The sequence below is a fragment of the Clostridium carnis genome, from assembly GCF_054657435.1.
In genome coordinates this window covers 2,270,149-2,288,192 of record NZ_BAAHYS010000001.1, presented here as the reverse complement: position 1 = coordinate 2,288,192, position 18,044 = coordinate 2,270,149, and the positions used below count along the sequence as shown (strand labels likewise).

The 18,044-nt window shown below is 29.2% G+C and carries 18 protein-coding genes; 1 reads left to right on the top strand and 17 read right to left on the bottom strand.

All coding sequences use genetic code 11. The annotated features are described in order from the left end of the window. Positions 1–128: 128 nt before the first annotated feature. Positions 129–1,157 carry a deoxyguanosinetriphosphate triphosphohydrolase gene (locus tag ACYQ1T_RS11035; protein ID WP_459834696.1) on the bottom strand — a complete coding sequence of 343 codons (1,029 nt, stop codon included), beginning with the start codon at positions 1,155–1,157 and terminating at the stop codon, positions 129–131. 148 nt (positions 1,158–1,305) lie between these two features. Here ACYQ1T_RS11035 and ACYQ1T_RS11030 point away from each other — a divergent pair, with 148 nt between their 5' ends. Next, the gene (locus ACYQ1T_RS11030) at positions 1,306–2,367 is read left to right on the top strand and encodes a CotS family spore coat protein (RefSeq protein WP_459834695.1); all 1,062 of its coding nucleotides are present in this window, start codon (positions 1,306–1,308) and stop codon (positions 2,365–2,367) included. A gap of 46 nt (positions 2,368–2,413) precedes the next feature. On the opposite strand, the gene ppdK is transcribed toward ACYQ1T_RS11030, so the two are convergent. The 16 genes from ppdK to prmA all read right to left on the bottom strand — a co-directional run bounded on the left by ppdK (position 2,414) and on the right by prmA (position 17,907). Beyond that, positions 2,414–5,044 carry a pyruvate, phosphate dikinase gene (gene ppdK / locus ACYQ1T_RS11025; protein WP_459834694.1) on the bottom strand — a complete coding sequence of 877 codons (2,631 nt, stop codon included), beginning with the start codon at positions 5,042–5,044 and terminating at the stop codon, positions 2,414–2,416. Positions 5,045–5,133: 89 nt separating this feature from the next. After that, positions 5,134–5,772, bottom strand: coding sequence for a transcriptional regulator CcpN (ccpN, locus tag ACYQ1T_RS11020; protein ID WP_459834693.1), 639 nt, complete (start codon positions 5,770–5,772; stop codon positions 5,134–5,136). 195 nt (positions 5,773–5,967) lie between these two features. Next, the gene (locus ACYQ1T_RS11015; RefSeq protein ID WP_459834692.1) at positions 5,968–6,573 is read right to left on the bottom strand and encodes a DUF4342 domain-containing protein; all 606 of its coding nucleotides are present in this window, start codon (positions 6,571–6,573) and stop codon (positions 5,968–5,970) included. 6 nt (positions 6,574–6,579) lie between these two features. After that, positions 6,580–7,329: a DNA repair protein RecO gene (gene recO / locus ACYQ1T_RS11010; RefSeq protein WP_459834691.1), complete on the bottom strand. Its 750-nt coding sequence runs from the start codon at positions 7,327–7,329 to the stop codon at positions 6,580–6,582. A gap of 9 nt (positions 7,330–7,338) precedes the next feature. Beyond that, the gene (gene era / locus ACYQ1T_RS11005) at positions 7,339–8,229 is read right to left on the bottom strand and encodes a GTPase Era (protein ID WP_459834690.1); all 891 of its coding nucleotides are present in this window, start codon (positions 8,227–8,229) and stop codon (positions 7,339–7,341) included. Positions 8,230–8,237: 8 nt separating this feature from the next. Further along, positions 8,238–8,639, bottom strand: a complete 402-nt coding sequence (locus tag ACYQ1T_RS11000; RefSeq protein ID WP_459834689.1) for a cytidine deaminase — start codon at positions 8,637–8,639, stop codon at positions 8,238–8,240. Between the two features lie 87 nt (positions 8,640–8,726). Further along, complete coding sequence (locus tag ACYQ1T_RS10995) at positions 8,727–9,428, bottom strand: diacylglycerol kinase (protein WP_459834688.1); 702 nt, start codon at positions 9,426–9,428, stop codon at positions 8,727–8,729. Between the two features lie 18 nt (positions 9,429–9,446). Beyond that, positions 9,447–9,950 (bottom strand): rRNA maturation RNase YbeY, encoded by a 504-nt coding sequence (ybeY, locus tag ACYQ1T_RS10990; RefSeq protein ID WP_459834687.1) that lies wholly within the window; start codon positions 9,948–9,950, stop codon positions 9,447–9,449. Between the two features lie 93 nt (positions 9,951–10,043). Continuing rightward, positions 10,044–12,107 (bottom strand): HD family phosphohydrolase, encoded by a 2,064-nt coding sequence (locus ACYQ1T_RS10985; protein WP_459834686.1) that lies wholly within the window; start codon positions 12,105–12,107, stop codon positions 10,044–10,046. A 28-nt stretch (positions 12,108–12,135) separates the two neighbouring features. Beyond that, on the bottom strand, positions 12,136–13,275 hold the full coding sequence (yqfD, locus tag ACYQ1T_RS10980; RefSeq protein ID WP_459834685.1) for a sporulation protein YqfD: 1,140 nt from the start codon (positions 13,273–13,275) through the stop codon (positions 12,136–12,138). Between the two features lie 5 nt (positions 13,276–13,280). After that, a complete protein-coding gene (yqfC, locus tag ACYQ1T_RS10975; RefSeq protein WP_459834684.1) occupies positions 13,281–13,559 on the bottom strand; it encodes a sporulation protein YqfC in 279 nt (92 codons plus the stop codon). Positions 13,560–14,179: 620 nt separating this feature from the next. After that, positions 14,180–14,356 carry a 30S ribosomal protein S21 gene (gene rpsU / locus ACYQ1T_RS10970; protein WP_003441547.1) on the bottom strand — a complete coding sequence of 59 codons (177 nt, stop codon included), beginning with the start codon at positions 14,354–14,356 and terminating at the stop codon, positions 14,180–14,182. 120 nt (positions 14,357–14,476) lie between these two features. Next, positions 14,477–14,818 (bottom strand): histidine triad nucleotide-binding protein, encoded by a 342-nt coding sequence (locus ACYQ1T_RS10965; protein ID WP_459834683.1) that lies wholly within the window; start codon positions 14,816–14,818, stop codon positions 14,477–14,479. Positions 14,819–14,872: 54 nt separating this feature from the next. Then, a complete protein-coding gene (gene mtaB, locus ACYQ1T_RS10960) occupies positions 14,873–16,177 on the bottom strand; it encodes a tRNA (N(6)-L-threonylcarbamoyladenosine(37)-C(2))-methylthiotransferase MtaB (RefSeq protein WP_459834682.1) in 1,305 nt (434 codons plus the stop codon). Beyond that, entirely contained in the window at positions 16,177–16,941 is a 765-nt protein-coding gene (locus ACYQ1T_RS10955; protein ID WP_459834681.1) for an RsmE family RNA methyltransferase, read from the bottom strand. Before ACYQ1T_RS10955 ends, mtaB begins: the two co-directional genes overlap by 1 nt. Positions 16,942–16,965: 24 nt before the next feature. After that, entirely contained in the window at positions 16,966–17,907 is a 942-nt protein-coding gene (prmA, locus tag ACYQ1T_RS10950) for a 50S ribosomal protein L11 methyltransferase (protein ID WP_459834680.1), read from the bottom strand. Positions 17,908–18,044: the final 137 nt, after the last annotated feature.

The window sequence follows — 18,044 nt, the reverse complement described above, 5'->3', positions numbered from 1 at the left end:
CATTTTTTATATAATTCCTTCTTAAAAAAAATATTTTTTTCTTTTTTTAAGAAGTGTTCTTTATTTATATTCTTGTTCAACTTTAAAATTCCTTTTTTCGTCATAAAATTTTTATATTTAATTCAACTTTAATAAATTACAACTTTTGGCACAAAAATAGAATTGAACATGTTTAAACAATAATCATCACTCATTCCTGCAATATAATCAGCTACTGCTCTTTTTTTACCTTCTTCATTAGCTATTATTTTGTACTTATCTGGTAATTTATCTATATTTTTATAATAGTATTGTATTAAGTTTTCTAATATAAATTTAGCTTTATTTCTTTCTACCTTTAAAATATCCCCTAAATATACATTTTTAAACATAAATTGTCTAAGCTCTGTCATAGCTTTCCAAACCTCTTTACTTAACTCAACATCTACTATTCCACTTTCAATATTTTTAGAAGTAGTTTTTATTATATCTAATACTAAAGTCTCTATTCTCTCAGAATGATTTTTCCCTAAAACCTCTATAATATCTTTAGGCAAATCTTCATTTACTAATAGACCAGCCCTTATAGAATCATCTATATCATGATTTAAATAAGCTATTTTATCACTTATTTTTACTACTCTTCCTTCTAAAGTTTTTGCTTTATTTCCTTTGGTTCCTAATCCACTATGGTTTAGTATTCCATCTATAACTTCATATGTAAGATTTAACCCCTTACCATCTTTTTCTAATTTTTTTACAACTCTTACGCTTTGTTCATTATGTCTAAATCCTTGTTCTAAAAACTCATTTAAAACCTCTTCTCCATTATGCGCAAATGCTACATGACCTAAATCATGACCTAAGGCAATAGCTTCAATTAAACTTTCATTTAATCCTATTCCAGTCCCTATTGTTCTAGCTATTTGAGATACTTCTAAGGTATGTGTAAGTCTTGTTCTATAATGATCACCAAAGGTTTTTATATATACTTGTGTTTTATGTTTTAGCCTTCTAAAAGATTTACAGTGTATTATCCTATCTCTATCAACCATAAAGCATGTTCTTATAGGATCTTCATCTTCTTTTCTTTCTCTTCCTAAAGCATTAAAACTATGTGTAGCTTCTTTAATTAATGTCAACCTTTCGAAATCCTCTATTTTTTCCCTTATCTCCATATATCTCACCTCTATAATACATATTCTATATTTTTCTCAAAAATCCTTTATTTAAACATATTTATAACTAATATATTTTATAAGTATTAGTATAATTAATATATTTAAATAATATCTTAATAATGAATAATTATTTAAGGAGAGTAGGATGGAAAACATTAAAGTAAAATTAAAAGATGAGTTATTACCTATAGAAGATATAAAATCTTATATTTTATCACAATATGACTTATCAGATTCTTCTGTTACAACAGTAAAATTTAAAGATACAGATAAACAAAGAGCTGTTTATAGAATAGATAAAAATAATACAAGCTATTGCTTAAAAAAGGTATATTATGATGAAGAGAATCTTTTATACGTGTATTCTGCAATGGAATGGGTTTATAGAAATGGTGTAAATGTACCAAAATTATTGCCAACAGTCAACAATCATAGATATACAAAATATAATGATATGTTATTTATTTTAACACCTTGGGTAAATGGAGAAAAATGTGATTTTGATAATTTAGATAATGTACTCCTTTCATCTAGAACACTTGGAAAATTACATAAGATATCTAAAAACTTCACTCCTATTAATGGGAGTTGTCTACGTGAAGGCTTTGATGATTATAACACTTCAGTTAATAAACATTTTAACCAGTTATTAACTAATATTAGCAAAGCTCATATGTATAATGATAGATTTTCTAAGATATTTTTAGATAATCTAGATGAAAACCTAGAACTTGCAAAGTTATCTCTTGAAATATCATCCTCAATAAATACTAATGAACTTTCATGTTCATTATGTCATGGTGATTATGTTAATAAAAATATTATAATATGTGGAGACAATATATCTCTTATAGATTTTGATAAATGTAAGACAGATTATTCTGCTCATGATATTGCATATTTCTTAAGAAGATTATTAAAAAGAGAAAAAACTAACTGGCAAGTTAATTTAACTTTAAAGGTATTAGATAGCTATATGGAATATAATACTTTAACTTCATCTGATTTAAAGTATATTTTAGCTTATATTGCTTTTCCTCAAAAATATTGGAAATTATCTAGAGACTATTATAAAAATATTAGACGTTGTAATAAGAATTCTTTTATTTTATTACTTGAAAAAGGGCTTGAACGTACTGGTAATCAATTAGAATTTATATATGAACTTATTAAAGTCTTTGAAAGTAAATATAATGTAACATTTTAAATAAGAGAACAATAAAAAAGGAGGCTTTGCCTCCTTTAAATTATCTTTATCTTTTATTCCTTACTTGTGCTTGTGCAGCTGCAAGTCTTGCTAGAGGAACTCTAAATGGTGAACATGAAACATAGTCTAATCCTATCTTATGGCAGAATTCAACTGATGATGGATCTCCACCGTGCTCTCCACAAATTCCAAGCTTAATATTAGGTCTTACTGATCTACCCTTTTCTACAGCTATCTTAACTAATTGACCTACTCCATTTTGATCTAGTTTAGCAAATGGATCTTGTTCGTAAATCTTCTTTTCATAGTAATCAGCTAAGAATTTAGCAGCATCATCTCTTGAGAATCCAAATGTCATTTGAGTTAAATCATTTGTACCAAATGAGAAGAACTCTGCTTCTTTAGCTATATCATCTGCTGTTAATGCAGCTCTTGGAATTTCTATCATAGTACCAACTTTGTACTCTAACTTAACTCCCTTTTCTGCCATAACTTCTTCAGCAGTTCTAACAACTATATCTTTAACATATTTTAATTCTTTTATTTCTCCTACTAATGGAATCATTATTTCTGGAACTACATCAAAGCCCTTGCTTTCCTTTACAGTTATAGCAGCTTCAATTACAGCTCTAGTTTGCATTTCAGCAATTTCTGGATAAGAAACAGCTAATCTACAGCCTCTGTGACCCATCATTGGATTAAATTCATGTAAACTTTCTACTGTAGCCTTAAGATCTTCAAAAGTTAATCCCATTTCCTTTGCAAGAGCTTCTATATCCTCTTCACTATGAGGTAAGAACTCATGTAGTGGTGGATCTAAGAATCTTATTGTAGCTGGCATTCCTTCTAAAGCTTCGTAGATTCCTATAAAATCTTCTCTTTGCATTGGTAATAACTTTTCTAGAGCTTTTCTTCTTTGTTCTTCGTTTTTAGCAACAATCATTTCTCTTACAGCCATGATTCTATCTTCTGCAAAGAACATATGCTCTGTTCTACATAATCCAATACCTTCTGCTCCAAACTCAACTGCTTGTTTAGTATCTCTTGGAGTGTCAGCATTAGTTCTAACCTTTAATTTTCTAATTTCATCTGCCCATCCCATAAATGTAGCAAAATGTCCTGATATTTCTGGTGTTACTGTTTTTACAGCTTCTCCATATATATTTCCTGTTGTTCCATCTATTGAAATAAAGTCATTGTCAGTATATACTTTTCCACCAACTTCTAAAGTTTTAGTATCTTCATTAACCTTCAAATCTCCACAACCAGCTACACAACAAGTTCCCATTCCTCTTGCAACAACAGCTGCGTGAGATGTCATACCACCTCTTACTGTTAAGATACCTTCAGCAGCAATCATACCTTCAATATCTTCTGGTGAAGTTTCAAGTCTTACTAAAACTACGTTTTCACCTTTTTCTTTTCTTTCTTTAGCTTCTTCAGCAGTGAAAGCAATTTTACCACAAGCAGCTCCTGGTGATGCTGGAAGTCCTTTAGCTATTGGTGTAGCTTTCTTTAACTCCTCAGTATGGAATGCTGGATGAAGTAATGTATCTAATTGGTTTGGTTCAACCTTTAATATAGCTTCTTCCTTAGTTAACATTCCTTCTTCAACTAAATCAACAGCTATCTTTAAAGCTGCTTGAGCTGTTCTCTTACCATTTCTTGTTTGTAAGAAGTATAATTTTCCTTCTTCAATAGTAATTTCCATATCTTGCATATCTTTGTAGTGATTTTCTAATGTATTTACTATATCTACAAATTGCTTATAGATTTCTGGATTTTGTTCTTCTAATTTAGCTATTGGAAGTGGTGTTCTTATACCAGCAACAACATCTTCTCCTTGAGCATTCATTAGATATTCTCCATATATTACATTATCTCCATTTGCAGGGTCTCTTGAGAATACAACTCCTGTTCCTGAAGTTTCTCCCTTATTACCAAATACCATTTCTTGTACGTTTACTGCTGTTCCCCATTCACCTGGAATATCATTTAATCTTCTATAAACGATAGCTCTTGGATTATCCCATGATCTAAATACAGCTGTTATAGATTCAATTAATTGAGTTTTTGGATCTTGAGGGAATTCTTCTCCTCTTTCCTTCTTGTACAACTCTTTGTATCTTGAAACTAATTCTTTTAAGTCATCTGCTGTTAATTCAGTATCAACTTTAACGCCTTTTTCTTCTTTTAATTCATCAATTAAGTTTTCAAATAGTCTTTTTTCTATCCCCATAACTACATCTGAAAACATTTGAATAAATCTTCTATATGAATCGTATGCAAATCTTGGGTTATTAGTTAAATTAGCCATAGCTACTACTGCTTCGTCATTTAAGCCAAGATTTAATACAGTATCCATCATTCCTGGCATTGAAACTCTTGCTCCTGATCTTACTGAAACTAATAGAGGATTTGTTAAGCTTCCAAATTCCTTTCCAGTAATTTTTTCTAATTGACTAATTCTTTCATGGATTTCTGCAATAATTTCTTCTGATATTACTTTTCCATCTTCATAGTACTTGTTACAAGCCTCTGTTGTAACTGTAAATCCTTGTGGTACTGGAATTCCTAGTGAAATCATTTCTGATAAATTTGCTCCTTTACCCCCTAGAAGGTTTTTCATTGACCCATTACCTTCACTAAAAGGGTAAACGTACTTCTTTTTCTCCATCTCAATACTCCTCCGTTCAATCAAATTGTAATATATATACTAACTGAACTATTGTTCAGTAGTTACCATGTTTATACCATATTAATTTTTTAATTTCCCTCTCCTAACTTAACAAATAGCTTTGTTATGTTAGTCTTTGATATTTTACCCACTATCTTAAATTGATCTTTTTCATGTCCTTCAGCTTTAACCTTTTCTACTATAGGTATACTGTCTATTTCATGCTCTATTATCTTCTGAGCAAGACTATATGCACTATCTTCTGCATTTCCACAAATTATATTAGGCATTCTAGTCATTATTACGCCAACAGGAACCTTATGTATATCAGTTCCACCAATGGCAATTTTTAAGAAGTCCTTTCTAGATACTGCACCTACAAGCATTCCATTATTTTCAACAAATAAAGTTCCTACATCATTTAAAAACAAGAATACGATTGCATCATACACTGTAGTTTCTTCGCTAACTGTAGTTGGTTTAGACATTATTTCTCCTACAAGAACTTTAGATATATTTTCTAATATTCTCGTGTTATTAGCTTCACCTAAGTATACATATCCAACCTTAGGTCTCGCATCTAATGCTCCTATCATAGTTAAAATAGCTAAATCTGCTCTTAAAGCTGCTCTTGTAACTCCTAACTTCTCAGCTAACCCTTCACTTGTAACAGGCTGTCCTTCTTTTACTATCCTGATAATTTCTTCTTGTCTTTCTGATAATTTCACTTTTATCCCTCTTTCTAATTACTAAAGGAATATTCAGATAATTAAGATTAGTTTGATATTTACAATCTAATTATAACATTTTCTAAAAGTTTGACTATACTTAATTTTCTGAAAAATTAGTTAAATTAGCTGAATATTCCTATTCTGTTTATTTTATTGCTTTATATTGCCTGTTTTTCTTTCTTTTTCTTCCATTTATTCCTCTTCATCAAATTTTACTGTATAACTATATACAGTCTCATCTGATTTTCCTGGCTTATAAGTTGATTTAGGAGTTTTATTTTGGCCAAATTTAACTTCACTAGCCTTATCTTTTACCATTTCAGCAACATCTGATGCTGCATCTTTTATATCATCAACTGCTTTTGATATATATTTATTTACAACTTCAACTGATCCATCAGCTCTAGTTATTTCTATTGTAATTTGAGTAACAACTGCTGCAATTAATCCAAATGCTAATATAGGTGGTATAATTATAGCTATTACTCCAGCTGCGATTCCTGCATTAACTGGAACATCTACTAATTCTTTACCATCTTTACTAACTCTTATTCTAGTTACATTACCCTTATTTATTAATTCTTTTAACCATTTTTTTAATTCATCTATAGTTTCGTAATTGCTTTGACTGCTTTCACCAGAATATTCAAATTCAGGTTTAATACCTTGCATTTTTTCAATGTATATTATTGCCTCTAAAACATCACCATTATTTATTTCCAATGCATGTTTAGCTTCTGCATAGCTAACTCCAGTCCTTTCCTTGACCTTATCAACTTTCTCTAATGTAATTCCCATAGTTAATCACTCCTTTATATAATTTAACATTTCTAAGCTTTTTGGCTTTTTGGAATAGTTTGAAGAAATAATAAAGGTTGTAACTTTCCCTATATCCTTCTTAACATCTGAATTTACATGAAGTCTATATATTTTATCCATTGGTGTGTTGTTTAAAAATCTTAATGCATTATAGGCTGGTTTTGAAATATACAAACCGTGCTCCCTACTACATTCTTCACACACTCCACCAAAATGAGATAATGATATATAGTTTGAAACTCCTATTTTTTTTCTACAACTTGTGCAGGCATCTAAATTTAATCCATATCCTGTTGCTTTTAAAAGCTTAAGCTCAAAAGATCTAATTAAAAGTTCATAATCTAAAGCATCAGTATTAAGCAAATACATACATGTTAAAAATTCCTTAAATATTTCTTTGTTAACTTCTCCATCTTCCATGCAAATATCAATAAGCTCGCATAAATATGAAGAGTAAGTTAACTTATCTAAGTTGCTTAAAAGCCCTTGAAAAGAATTATTTAATCTTCCCTCTTGAATATTAAATAAACTCTTTCCCTTAAATAAAACATATTCACCATAACAAAGGGGAAGAGTAAGAGAAAAATGTTTACTCTTACTTTTTCTAGCTCCTCTAGCTATAGCTGTTACTTTTCCTAAATCCTCTGTATATAACCATACTAATTTATCATTTTCTTTAAACTCTTTTGTTTTAATTACTACTGCATTTGTCTTGTGTAGTGACAGATATACCATCCCCTTGGCTTATTTCATTTTCTTATATCCTAATTCCTTTAATAGGTTTTGATTATCTCTCCATTCCTTCCTTACTTTAACCCAAACCTTTAGGTTAACCTTAGAATGTAGGAATCTTTCTAGCTCATATCTTGCTGTTTCACCTATTCTCTTAAGTGATTGCCCATTTTTACCTATTATTATTCCTTTATGTGAATCTTTTTCACATAGCATATCGGCTTCTATATGCCAAGTTCCATTTGGACTTTGCTTCATTTGAATTATATCAACTGCAATTCCATGTGGTATTTCTTCTCTTAAACATCTTAAAGCTTTTTCCCTTATTATTTCTGATACTACAAATCTTTCTTGAACATCTGTAATCATGTCATCTGGATAATATTTAGGACCTTCTGGCATTGTTTCAACCATTAATTCTACTAATTTATCAACATTTTTACCCTTTAATGCTGAAATAGGAATTATTTCTTTAAAGCTCATTTCACCTGAATACATTTGTAATGTTTTCGCTACTCTTTCTTGAGTAAATTCATCTACTTTATTTAAAACTAGAAATACGGGAGCTTTTTGATTTTTTAAAGTTTCTATTATAAATTTATCTCCTCTCCCTATTTCCTCTTCTGGATTTATTAAAAATAGCACAAGGTCTACTTCTTTTATAGAATCTTTTGCAGAGTTAACCATGTACTCTCCTAGTTTATGCTTAGGCTTATGTATTCCTGGTGTATCTACAAACACCAGTTGATAGTTATCTCCAGTTAGAATTGTTTGTATATTATTTCTAGTAGTTTGTGGCTTATTTGAAACTATTGAAAGTTTCTCACCCATTATTTGATTTAATAAAGTAGATTTTCCAACATTAGGTCTTCCTACTATTGTTACGAATCCTGATTTAAACATTTTTCCTCCTAGTTTTCTAAATCCTTCTTAGTAAATGCTCCTGGAAGTATTTCTTCAAAGGTTTTAATCATATATTCATCTTTATTTTTAACAAGTATTATAGCTGTATCCTTATTTTCTACAAACTCTGAAATCACTTGCCTACATATACCACAAGGATATGTGTATGTTTTTGTATCACCAATTAAAGCTAGTGCTTTTAATGTTTTGTTACCTTCGGATACACCTTTAAATATAGCTGTTCTTTCTGCGCAATTAGTTCCTCCAAATGATGCGTTTTCGATATTGCATCCTGTATATATTGTTCCATCTTCAAAGAGTGCAGCCGCTCCTACTTTAAAATTTGAATATGGACAATATGCTTTTTCCCTTGCTTCAATTGCTTTTTCTATAAGATCTTTATATTCCATTTTAGCACCTCCAAATGTAATTGGTATTACGTTTCATTATACCATTACTTTTATAAATTGAAAATCAACATTGTTTTTAATTAATATCTACAACCTAAAAAATACAAATATTAATAAGGTTAGTAAAGTACCAAATAAAGCACCAACTATTACTTCAAATATAGAATGAACCTCTGAGTCTACTCTACTTTGTGCAGTAATAAAAGCCATTAAGTAGCTTAATAATATGCAAGTTGGCTCTTCTGTTATTAAAGAAATTGCCGTTGCTATAGAAAATGATAATGCACTATGCCCACTAGGCATTCCTCCTTTTAAAGGAGTTCCTTCTCCAAATATCCCCTTTATTATAAGAGTTGCAATAGTTACAAATGCTAAAGCTATAAAAATCATATACGGCTCTGATTCTTTAACTTTATGAATTACATCATAAGAAAAATTCGATATTTTTTCCCAAAAAATTATATATCCAACCATTATAGCATTAATAGCAGTAATAAGAACTGCTCCTGCTGCTGCATTTTTAGCTACCTTTGCTAAAGGATGATAATAATTAGTAGACATATCTATAGCTGCCTCTATAGCTGTATTTACTACTTCTGCCGCTAAAACTAATGTTATCGTAATTGATAAAACTAAAAATTCAACTTTAGTTATATTAAAAAAGAAGCAAGCTAGTAAAACACATAATGCTACTATTAGATGTATTTTCATATTTCTTTGAGTTCTTACAGTATCTACTATACCTGTTATTGCATAATTAAAGCTTTCAACCATCTTTTTAAGTTTCATCTAATCACCCTTTACTTATTATTCTCTTCTAATATCTAATTTATTTAATATTTCTTCTTCTCTCTTTCTCATTATCTTCTTTTCGTCTTCTTCCATGTGGTCATATCCTAATAAATGCAAAATTGAATGAACAACTAAATAACTTACTTCTCTTTCATATGAATGATTATATTCCTTACTTTGCTCTAATGCTTTTTCAAGAGATAATACCATATCACCAAGAACTAATTCATCTCCATCCATATATGTTTCATCAAATTCATATCCTAAGTATGTATCTTTAAATACTTTTCCTTCTTCAAAGTCTAACATAGGAAATGATAATACATCTGTTTCTTTATCTATTCCTCTTGTTTCTTTATTTATTTCCTTTATTTCATCATTATCTACAAAAAGAAGAGAAATTTGATAAGGCAAATTTACTTTTTCTTCATTTAAAGTAAATGTACAAACCTCTGTAAGGCTATTAATAAACTCCTCTTTAACTTCTAATTTTTCTTGTCTATTATCTGTATATAACATTTTTTTCTCCCTTCGAGTTAATTTTATCTTTATCTTTTATAATTTATAAATAAAAGGGAAGAGTTTTAAACCCTCCCCTGTCCTTTTAAAACATTATTTTTCTTTACTTTTCTTTTCTGTAGGGTATTCTATCCTTTGATGATATATACCATTTAAAGATTTTAAGAAACAGGTTCTAATTATCTCTAAATCCTTAAGAGTTAAGTCACAATTTTTAAGTTGATCTGAATATAATTTATCTTTAATTATATTATTGACCATTTCTTCAATTTTCCCCTTTGTAGGTTCACTTATAGATCTTACAGCAGCTTCTACACTATCTGCAAGCATAATAATTCCAGCTTCTTTACTTGATGGTATTGGCCCTGGATATCTAAAGTCTTCTTCCTTTATTTCCTCTGGCTTATCACTTGAATTTTTTAAAGTATAATAAAAATATTTAACCAAGGTTGTTCCATGATGCTGTTCTATAATATCTTGTATAACCTTTGGTATATTATGCTCTTTTGCAAGTTCCACACCATCTTTAGTATGTGAAATTATAATAAGCGTACTAAGATTTGGTGTTATTTTATTATGTGGATTTTCTTTCCCCATCTGATTTTCACCAAAGAAATATGGTCTTTTTGTCTTGCCTATATCATGATAATAGGCTCCTATTCTAGCTACAACTGGATTTCCCCCAACAGCCTCTGCTGCAACTTCAGCTATATTAGCAACCATCATACTATGATGATATGTTCCTGGTGCTTCCATAAGTAATTTTTTCATAAGTGGATGATTTGGATTAGATAATTCTAAAAGTTTTATATTAGTTACAACATCAAAACCTGATTCAAAAAATGGTAATAACCCAACAGCTAATACACCTGATAAGAAAGCTCCTAAAGCGGTGTATCCAGTCTCTAAAAATATTTTTCTAATATTGTTAGACATAAGTAGTCCAGATGCAAATGCAACACTACACGAAACCATAGCTATATATACTGTCGAATATAGCACATCATTTCTTTGTTGAATTTTCTTTAATCTAGTTGAACCAAGAATTATATTTATAATTGCAATTAAAATTAAGTTTGAATTAAAGCCAACAATTATTGCAATAAATAAAGTATTTAATAAATTTATTACTATAGAAACTTTATAATCTATAAGTATTGTTAGTAAAATTGCACTACATGCAATTGGAATTAAAAATGGTGAAATTACAGTAAGTCCCCTTGCAAATAATAATGTGATTAAATTTGTAATACTTATCATTACTATAATTTTAGTATCATAATATAAATCTTTTCTTTCTCTTGCTAAATATGAATATTGAAGTCCTAAAATAAGAGCAACTAATATTCCTAATACAATATAAGTAAATAGATAATTCTTTGCAACTCCAGTATCAAGTAAACCAAGTTCTGTAAGTATTTCTATTTGTCTTACTGTAATAGGTTCCCCCTCTTTAACTATCGTTTGATTCTTTTTTATAATTTCTTTTTGAATACTTTTTTGAACCTCTTTAATTTTTTCGTCTGTTTTTTCCTTATCAAAGAAAAAGTTTGGTTTTATTTTACTATATGCAATATCACGTATTACATCTTCAATATTTCTTGGATAGTTTTTATTGCTAAGCTTAGTATCTACAATATTTCTAGCCCTTTGAATATGTTCTAAATTATTTTCAGCAATATTTTCTGAATATACGCTATCTAATATTTCAATTATAAACCATTGAACTTCAGATATTTGATCTTTAGTTAATGTAATTAACGTTTTACACTCTTCATCACTAAAATTAAATCCTTCTATCTTCTTTAATAAAGATATTTTTTCTTTATCTTCTTGTATAGCATAAATTTCACTTCCAAGCTTATTAAAAAGCTTTGTTATACTTTCCTCTGCTTGAAGCTTTACTTCACCCTTTAATGTATATTGCTTATCAACTTTCTCTACTGCTTCTTTTTCCTTCTCCTTTGTTGCTACTTCATCTACAGTATCAATTGGTGCTTTAATATCAACTGGCGCTATATCTCCAGCTTCTAAATTATGCTTTTTAGGAGCTATTGCAGTAATTAAGAGAAAATATATTATTACAAATACAACTGTATAAATAAAACCTCTTTTAGATTTATCTTTGAGTTTTCCAATATTTTTATCTAAAAACATGCCTATCACCTTCTAACCTCTATTGTTATTAATAGTCAACAGGTTCATTATTAACTATATTTTGTTCTACTACAAAACCTACATTTACTATTATATCTCCATCAGTGTCAGTTTTAGTTTTTATTATCTTATCTAAAACCTTCGCTTCTCGTGTAAGGTCATTTCTTAAAGACTCAGTTAATTCCTTAACAGCATTTTTTACCCCTTCTTCTTCGGTAAGCTTTACTGGAATTTCCGTTCTTTCAAAATATAATACTTTATTAAATACTTTTCCACTCTCTTCTATTCTATCATACTCTTTAAAGTCTTTTATAGCCTTTTTTAGATAAATTTTCTTATCAAATAAACTTATATATATATCACTGTCTTTTCTTCCACTTCTTTGAAGCTCCGTTCCCTGTATTTTGACCTTCATACTCTTTTCATAAAAAGTATTTGCCATAACTACACCACTTGGTTCTTCTTCATAAGGTTCTTCTTCTTTTCCATTGATCCCCTCTATAACAATGTCTCCTGGCTTAACTATATCTCCAACTTTGACCTTAGCCCTTCCAGAAAAGGCATATATACGACTTATCTCCCCCTCCATTTTCGAAGCCAAATTCCCAAATTTTTTAGTTACTTCTTTTGGAGGATTTACCTTTTCCTCTATAAATATCTTAAGCGTAGATCCTTCTACTCTAGCTCTAAGCCATAAAATATCTGAATTTATATCCTCTATTTTCTTTTCTATAGTTTTACCATCAATATCTTTCTTTTTCATTCCTGGCTTAACGCCTATTTTATAAAGTTGCTGTCTTACTTCATATGGAGATACATTTTTTTTAGTTTCTATTTCTATTCTCCATACATATGTTGATAAATAGAATATTATAGCTAAAAAAAGCATCCCACCTATTACAAGAGCCCCTCTTCTTTTTAAACGTCCAAGGAAAAATAAAAATCCTCCACTTCCTACTATTTTCATTTTCCCTCTTTGCGACTTAACTATCTCTCGAGTTTTATAATAATCATCATAATATATTTTCACTCTAATAGTTGCTATATCAACTCTTTTTACATTAAGAATCTTTACATTTTCATTCCATAATATGTTTAAAACTCTCTCTGGAGATAGTATGTTAATCTCAACTACTATAATACCTGGTTTAAAAACTTCTGTCCCCATGCTAACTACCCCTCATATGCTATAGATTTAAACTTACCACTTATTGCTATAGTTGATTCCCCAATATATAATATTTCAAAGTTTTCTCCAAATATAGTTATTGGTATATTTTTTGTATTAACTTTTATCATACTTCTCTCAAAAGCAATTATTCCTTTGTGATTTTCAATTGTTATTTCCCCATCTCCAAGAATTGTAATTTTTGGTAAATTCAATAATACATCCTTTGGTAAATCAAGTTTTTCTGATAATACTTCTTTACTTCTATTAAATTTTTCTTGCATTCCTCTCTCTCCTCTAAAAAACTTCCTCACTGTACTTTATGATTAAAAGAAAAAGAAAATTACATTATTGTGTAAAGTAAAGATAGTTTAACTTTTAATATATGTTTTAATTTATATATAAAACAAAAAGAACCCACGTTAATGAGTTCTTTTGCTATTTATTAGTTAAATATTCTTTTTTCCAATTTGACTTATAAGTTTGCCTATAGTTATACCTAAATAATAAGTTTAACTATAAACATTACTTTCTCCATGTCTTTAATGTTATTAGCGCCCACTTCTGTAGCTGCTTACTTAATAATTTCTAAAATTGTTTGTTCATTTAACTGCTGAGGAAGGTAGTTTAGCAAGATTTTCTCTAAATAGATAAAATCTTTTCTATTTCCCTTTTCAAATTCAAGCATTACTTCTTTTTACTGCTTGACTTCTTTTGCTAAAATTTATATAACTTTATCGTCCTCAAGCGTAACACAATTGGTTATAACCCCAAAAGTATTGCAGACTTTATTGTAGTAATTATATTAAAACTAAATCTAGTCTTAATATATTTTACAAGTATCTTGAAGTCTATTTTTATATAGTTGGCATTTTCATACCCTCTTTTTAAAAGAAACTAATTCTTACTTGAATTTTCTCTTTCTAGCAGCTTCTGATTTCTTCTTTCTCTTCACGCTTGGCTTTTCGTAGTGTTCTCTCTTTCTAACTTCTGAAAGAACTCCAGCTCTAGCGCATTTTCTCTTAAATCTTCTTAACGCACTTTCAAGTGTTTCGTTTTCTCCAACTTTTATTTCTGACATCTATTATCCCTCCCTCCGCTAGCTCAAATTAATTAATTTAACTAAGCTACGGGCTTAATAACACACGCTATATTATACAATAGCTTAAACTAAAATGTCAACATCTAGATAAAAAAACTATTAACCTGGTGGCCATTTTAACTCTCTAGCACCTAATACATGAAAATGTATATGATTTACAGTTTGACCTCCATCCTCTCCACAATTATTTATGATTCTATAGCCTGATTCACTTATATTAAGCTCTCTTACCAGTTTATTAATAACTATGAATATATGTGAAATTATATCTGAATTTTCTTCATTTATATTATTTACACTTTGTATATGTTCTTTAGGAATTACTAAAAAATGTACTGGTGCTTCAGGACTTATATCATGAAAAGCTAAAACTTTATCATCTTCATAAATTTTATTGCAAGGAATTTCCCCTTTTATAATACTACAAAAAATACAACTCATAAATTCACCCCCTTAAATGTTTATAATATATTAAAATTTTCTATAAAACTTTAATTAAACAAGTGTTGCTTTAACAAACTCTTGTTCTGCTTCAGTTATTTTTACATCTACTATTTTACCAGTAATATCTAAGCAGTTGCAAGGAACTTCTACTTTTATATAATTTCTAGTATATCCTTCAAATATACCTTCTTTATCTTTTACTTCCTTTTCTATTAAAACATCCATATTTTTATTTAAGAATTTTTCATTAAATTCTTTTTCATTTTTATTACTTAACTCTATTAGAAGTTTACTTCTTTGTTCTTTTATATTTCCATCTATTTGATCTCCCATTTCAGCAGCTTTTGTACCTTTTCTTGGGCTATATTTAAATACATGAGTCTTTGTAAGCTTAATTCTCTTTAAGTATTCATATGTTTCATTGAATTCTTCTTCTGTTTCTCCAGGGAAGCCAACTATAACATCTGTTGTAATAGAAACATCTGGCATAGTCTTTCTTAGTAACTCTACTGAATCTTCATACTCTTTTGCTGTATATCTTCTGTTCATTCTTTTTAATGTTCCATCAGAACCACTTTGAAGTGATAAATGGAAGTGAGGACATAATTTCTTAAAACCTTTTATTTTTTCTATTACTTCTTCTGTAAAGAATGCTGGCTCTATAGAACCTATTCTTATTCTTTCTATTCCATCTACCTTTTCAATTTCTTCTATTATATTTATAAGAGTTATGTTCCCTTCTAAATCCAATCCATATGAAGCTGTATGTATTCCTGATAGTATTATTTCTTTAAAGCCATGCTCTGCAAGCTTATTAACTTCTTCTATTACCTTTTTAGGATCTTTTGAACAAACTGACCCTCTTGCATAAGGAATTAGGCAATAAGTACAAAATCTATTACATCCATCTTGAATTTTTAAAAATGCTCTTGTTTTATCTTGATAGTCTTCTATATTTAAGTCTTCAAACTTTTTATTTTTTAATACGCCTTCAACATGAACTTGACTTTTTCCTTCATCTTTAGCTTTATTAACGTAATAAACTACATCTCCTTTGTTTCTAGTTCCAAGTACAACATCAACACCTGGAATTTCTGAAACCTCTTTAGGAGCCATTTGAGAGTAACATCCAACAGCAGCTATAATTGCATTTTCATTAAGTCTTCTTGCTCTACTTATAATTTGTCTAGATTTTTTATCTCCCATATTTGTTACTGTACAAGTGTTTATTACATAAACGTCAGCAACTTCGCTAAAATCTACAACTTCATAGCCTTCTCTTATAAATTTTTCAGTCATAGCTTCTGATTCATATACGTTAACTCTACATCCAAGTGTAGCAAATGCAACTTTCATTAAACTTTTCCTCCTAAATCACCTAGCTCATACTGCAATAAAGAAGTAGCTACAAAACCAGCTGTTTCAGTTCTTAATATCCTACTTCCTAATGTAATTATATAAGCTCCTTTTTCTTTAAGGTTATTTATTTCATCTATTTCAAAGCCACCTTCAGGGCCAACTAGTATTCCAATATTCTTTATACATGATAAATCTATATTCTTTTCTTTTAATTCTTTAAATAATGTTTTTATTCCAAAATTTTCTGCATTTTCATATGGAACAAGCATCAAATCCATATCATTAATTTTTAATAAAACATCATTAAATTCTACTGGCTCAAGCACTTTAGGTATAATACTTCTTTTACTTTGCTTTGCAGCTTCTAATACAATTCTATTTAATCTATCAAGCTTTTTAAACTCACCCTTAAGTTTAACATCAACTCTTGAGGTTAATGTTGGGATAAATTCATGTATTCCAAGTTCAGTACCTTTTTGAACTATTAAATCCATCTTTTGAGATTTAGGTAGTCCTTGGAATAAGTGTATTTTAACTGTACTTTCATTATTAATATCTAAGTTTTCTAATATAGATACTATAACTTCTTGTTTGCTTACAGACTTAATTTCTCCAAGAAACTCAGATCCTTCACAATTATTTAATACTACCTTTTCACCTTCAGTAAGTCTTAAAACTTTATATATATGTTTTACATCATCACCTAATATTTTACCTTCATATTCTGAAAAGTTTTCTTTAGGAGCAAAAAATTTATGCATCTAATTCTCTCCTTAAAATACTAATTATTTTAATTTAGCAACTATGCAATTCCATTCTCCATCTTTATTGATTTCGAGAACTTCAAAGCCTGTTTCTTCTAACTTATTTGTAACCATTTCTACTCTATCATGAATTATTCCTGAAGTAATGAAATATCCGCCCTCTTTAATAACTCTTTTAACATCTTCTGTTAATATACAAATTATTTCTGCAATTATATTAGCTACAACTATATCAGCTTTGCCATCTATAACTTCAACAAGATTTCCATATAAGACTTCAATATTATCTAAATTATTAAAGCTTACATTTTCCTTAGCAGATTCAACTGCTACTGGGTCTAAATCCACTCCAACTGCAAGTTTTGAACCTAATTTAGCTGCTGCTATAGCTAATATTCCTGATCCACATCCAACATCAAATACAGTACTATCTTCTTTAACATACTTTTCTAAAGCTTGAATACACATTCTTGTTGTTTCATGTGTTCCTGTTCCAAAAGCCATACCTGGATCTAATTCTATTACTAATTCCTCTTCTGATTCTTCATATTTTTCCCAAGTTGGTTTAACTACTATTCTTTCTCCAACTTTAGTTGGCTTGTAATATTTTTTCCAATTATTTGCCCAATCTTCTTCGAACATCTTTTCATCTTCTACTTTTCCTAAACCAACATCTATTCCCATATCTTTTAATTCTTGTACTTTTTCATTTATATATGTAAGAATTTCTTCCATATTGTCTTCTTCTGAGAAATATGCTTTAACTACAGCAACTTCTCCCTTATGTTCTAAAACATTAATATCTGCAAAATCCCAAGTTAATGGTCCTTGTTCTCTTCCTAATATATCATTTGGGTCCTCAATAGCAACCCCTTTACAATCTAATCCATAAAATATTCCTGAAATAGGTTCTAGAGCCTCTGATTTTGTTATAACTCTTACCTCTATCCATGTTCCTTGCATTTAAATCAGTCCTTTCAAACATACTTTGACTAATTTATTATTTTACACTTATGTTAAGTTTCTGTCTAGGCTTAAGCATAAAAAAACTCCTATTCACTTACGTTTATAGGAGTTAGTTTTGTTTTTTAAACTAAAGA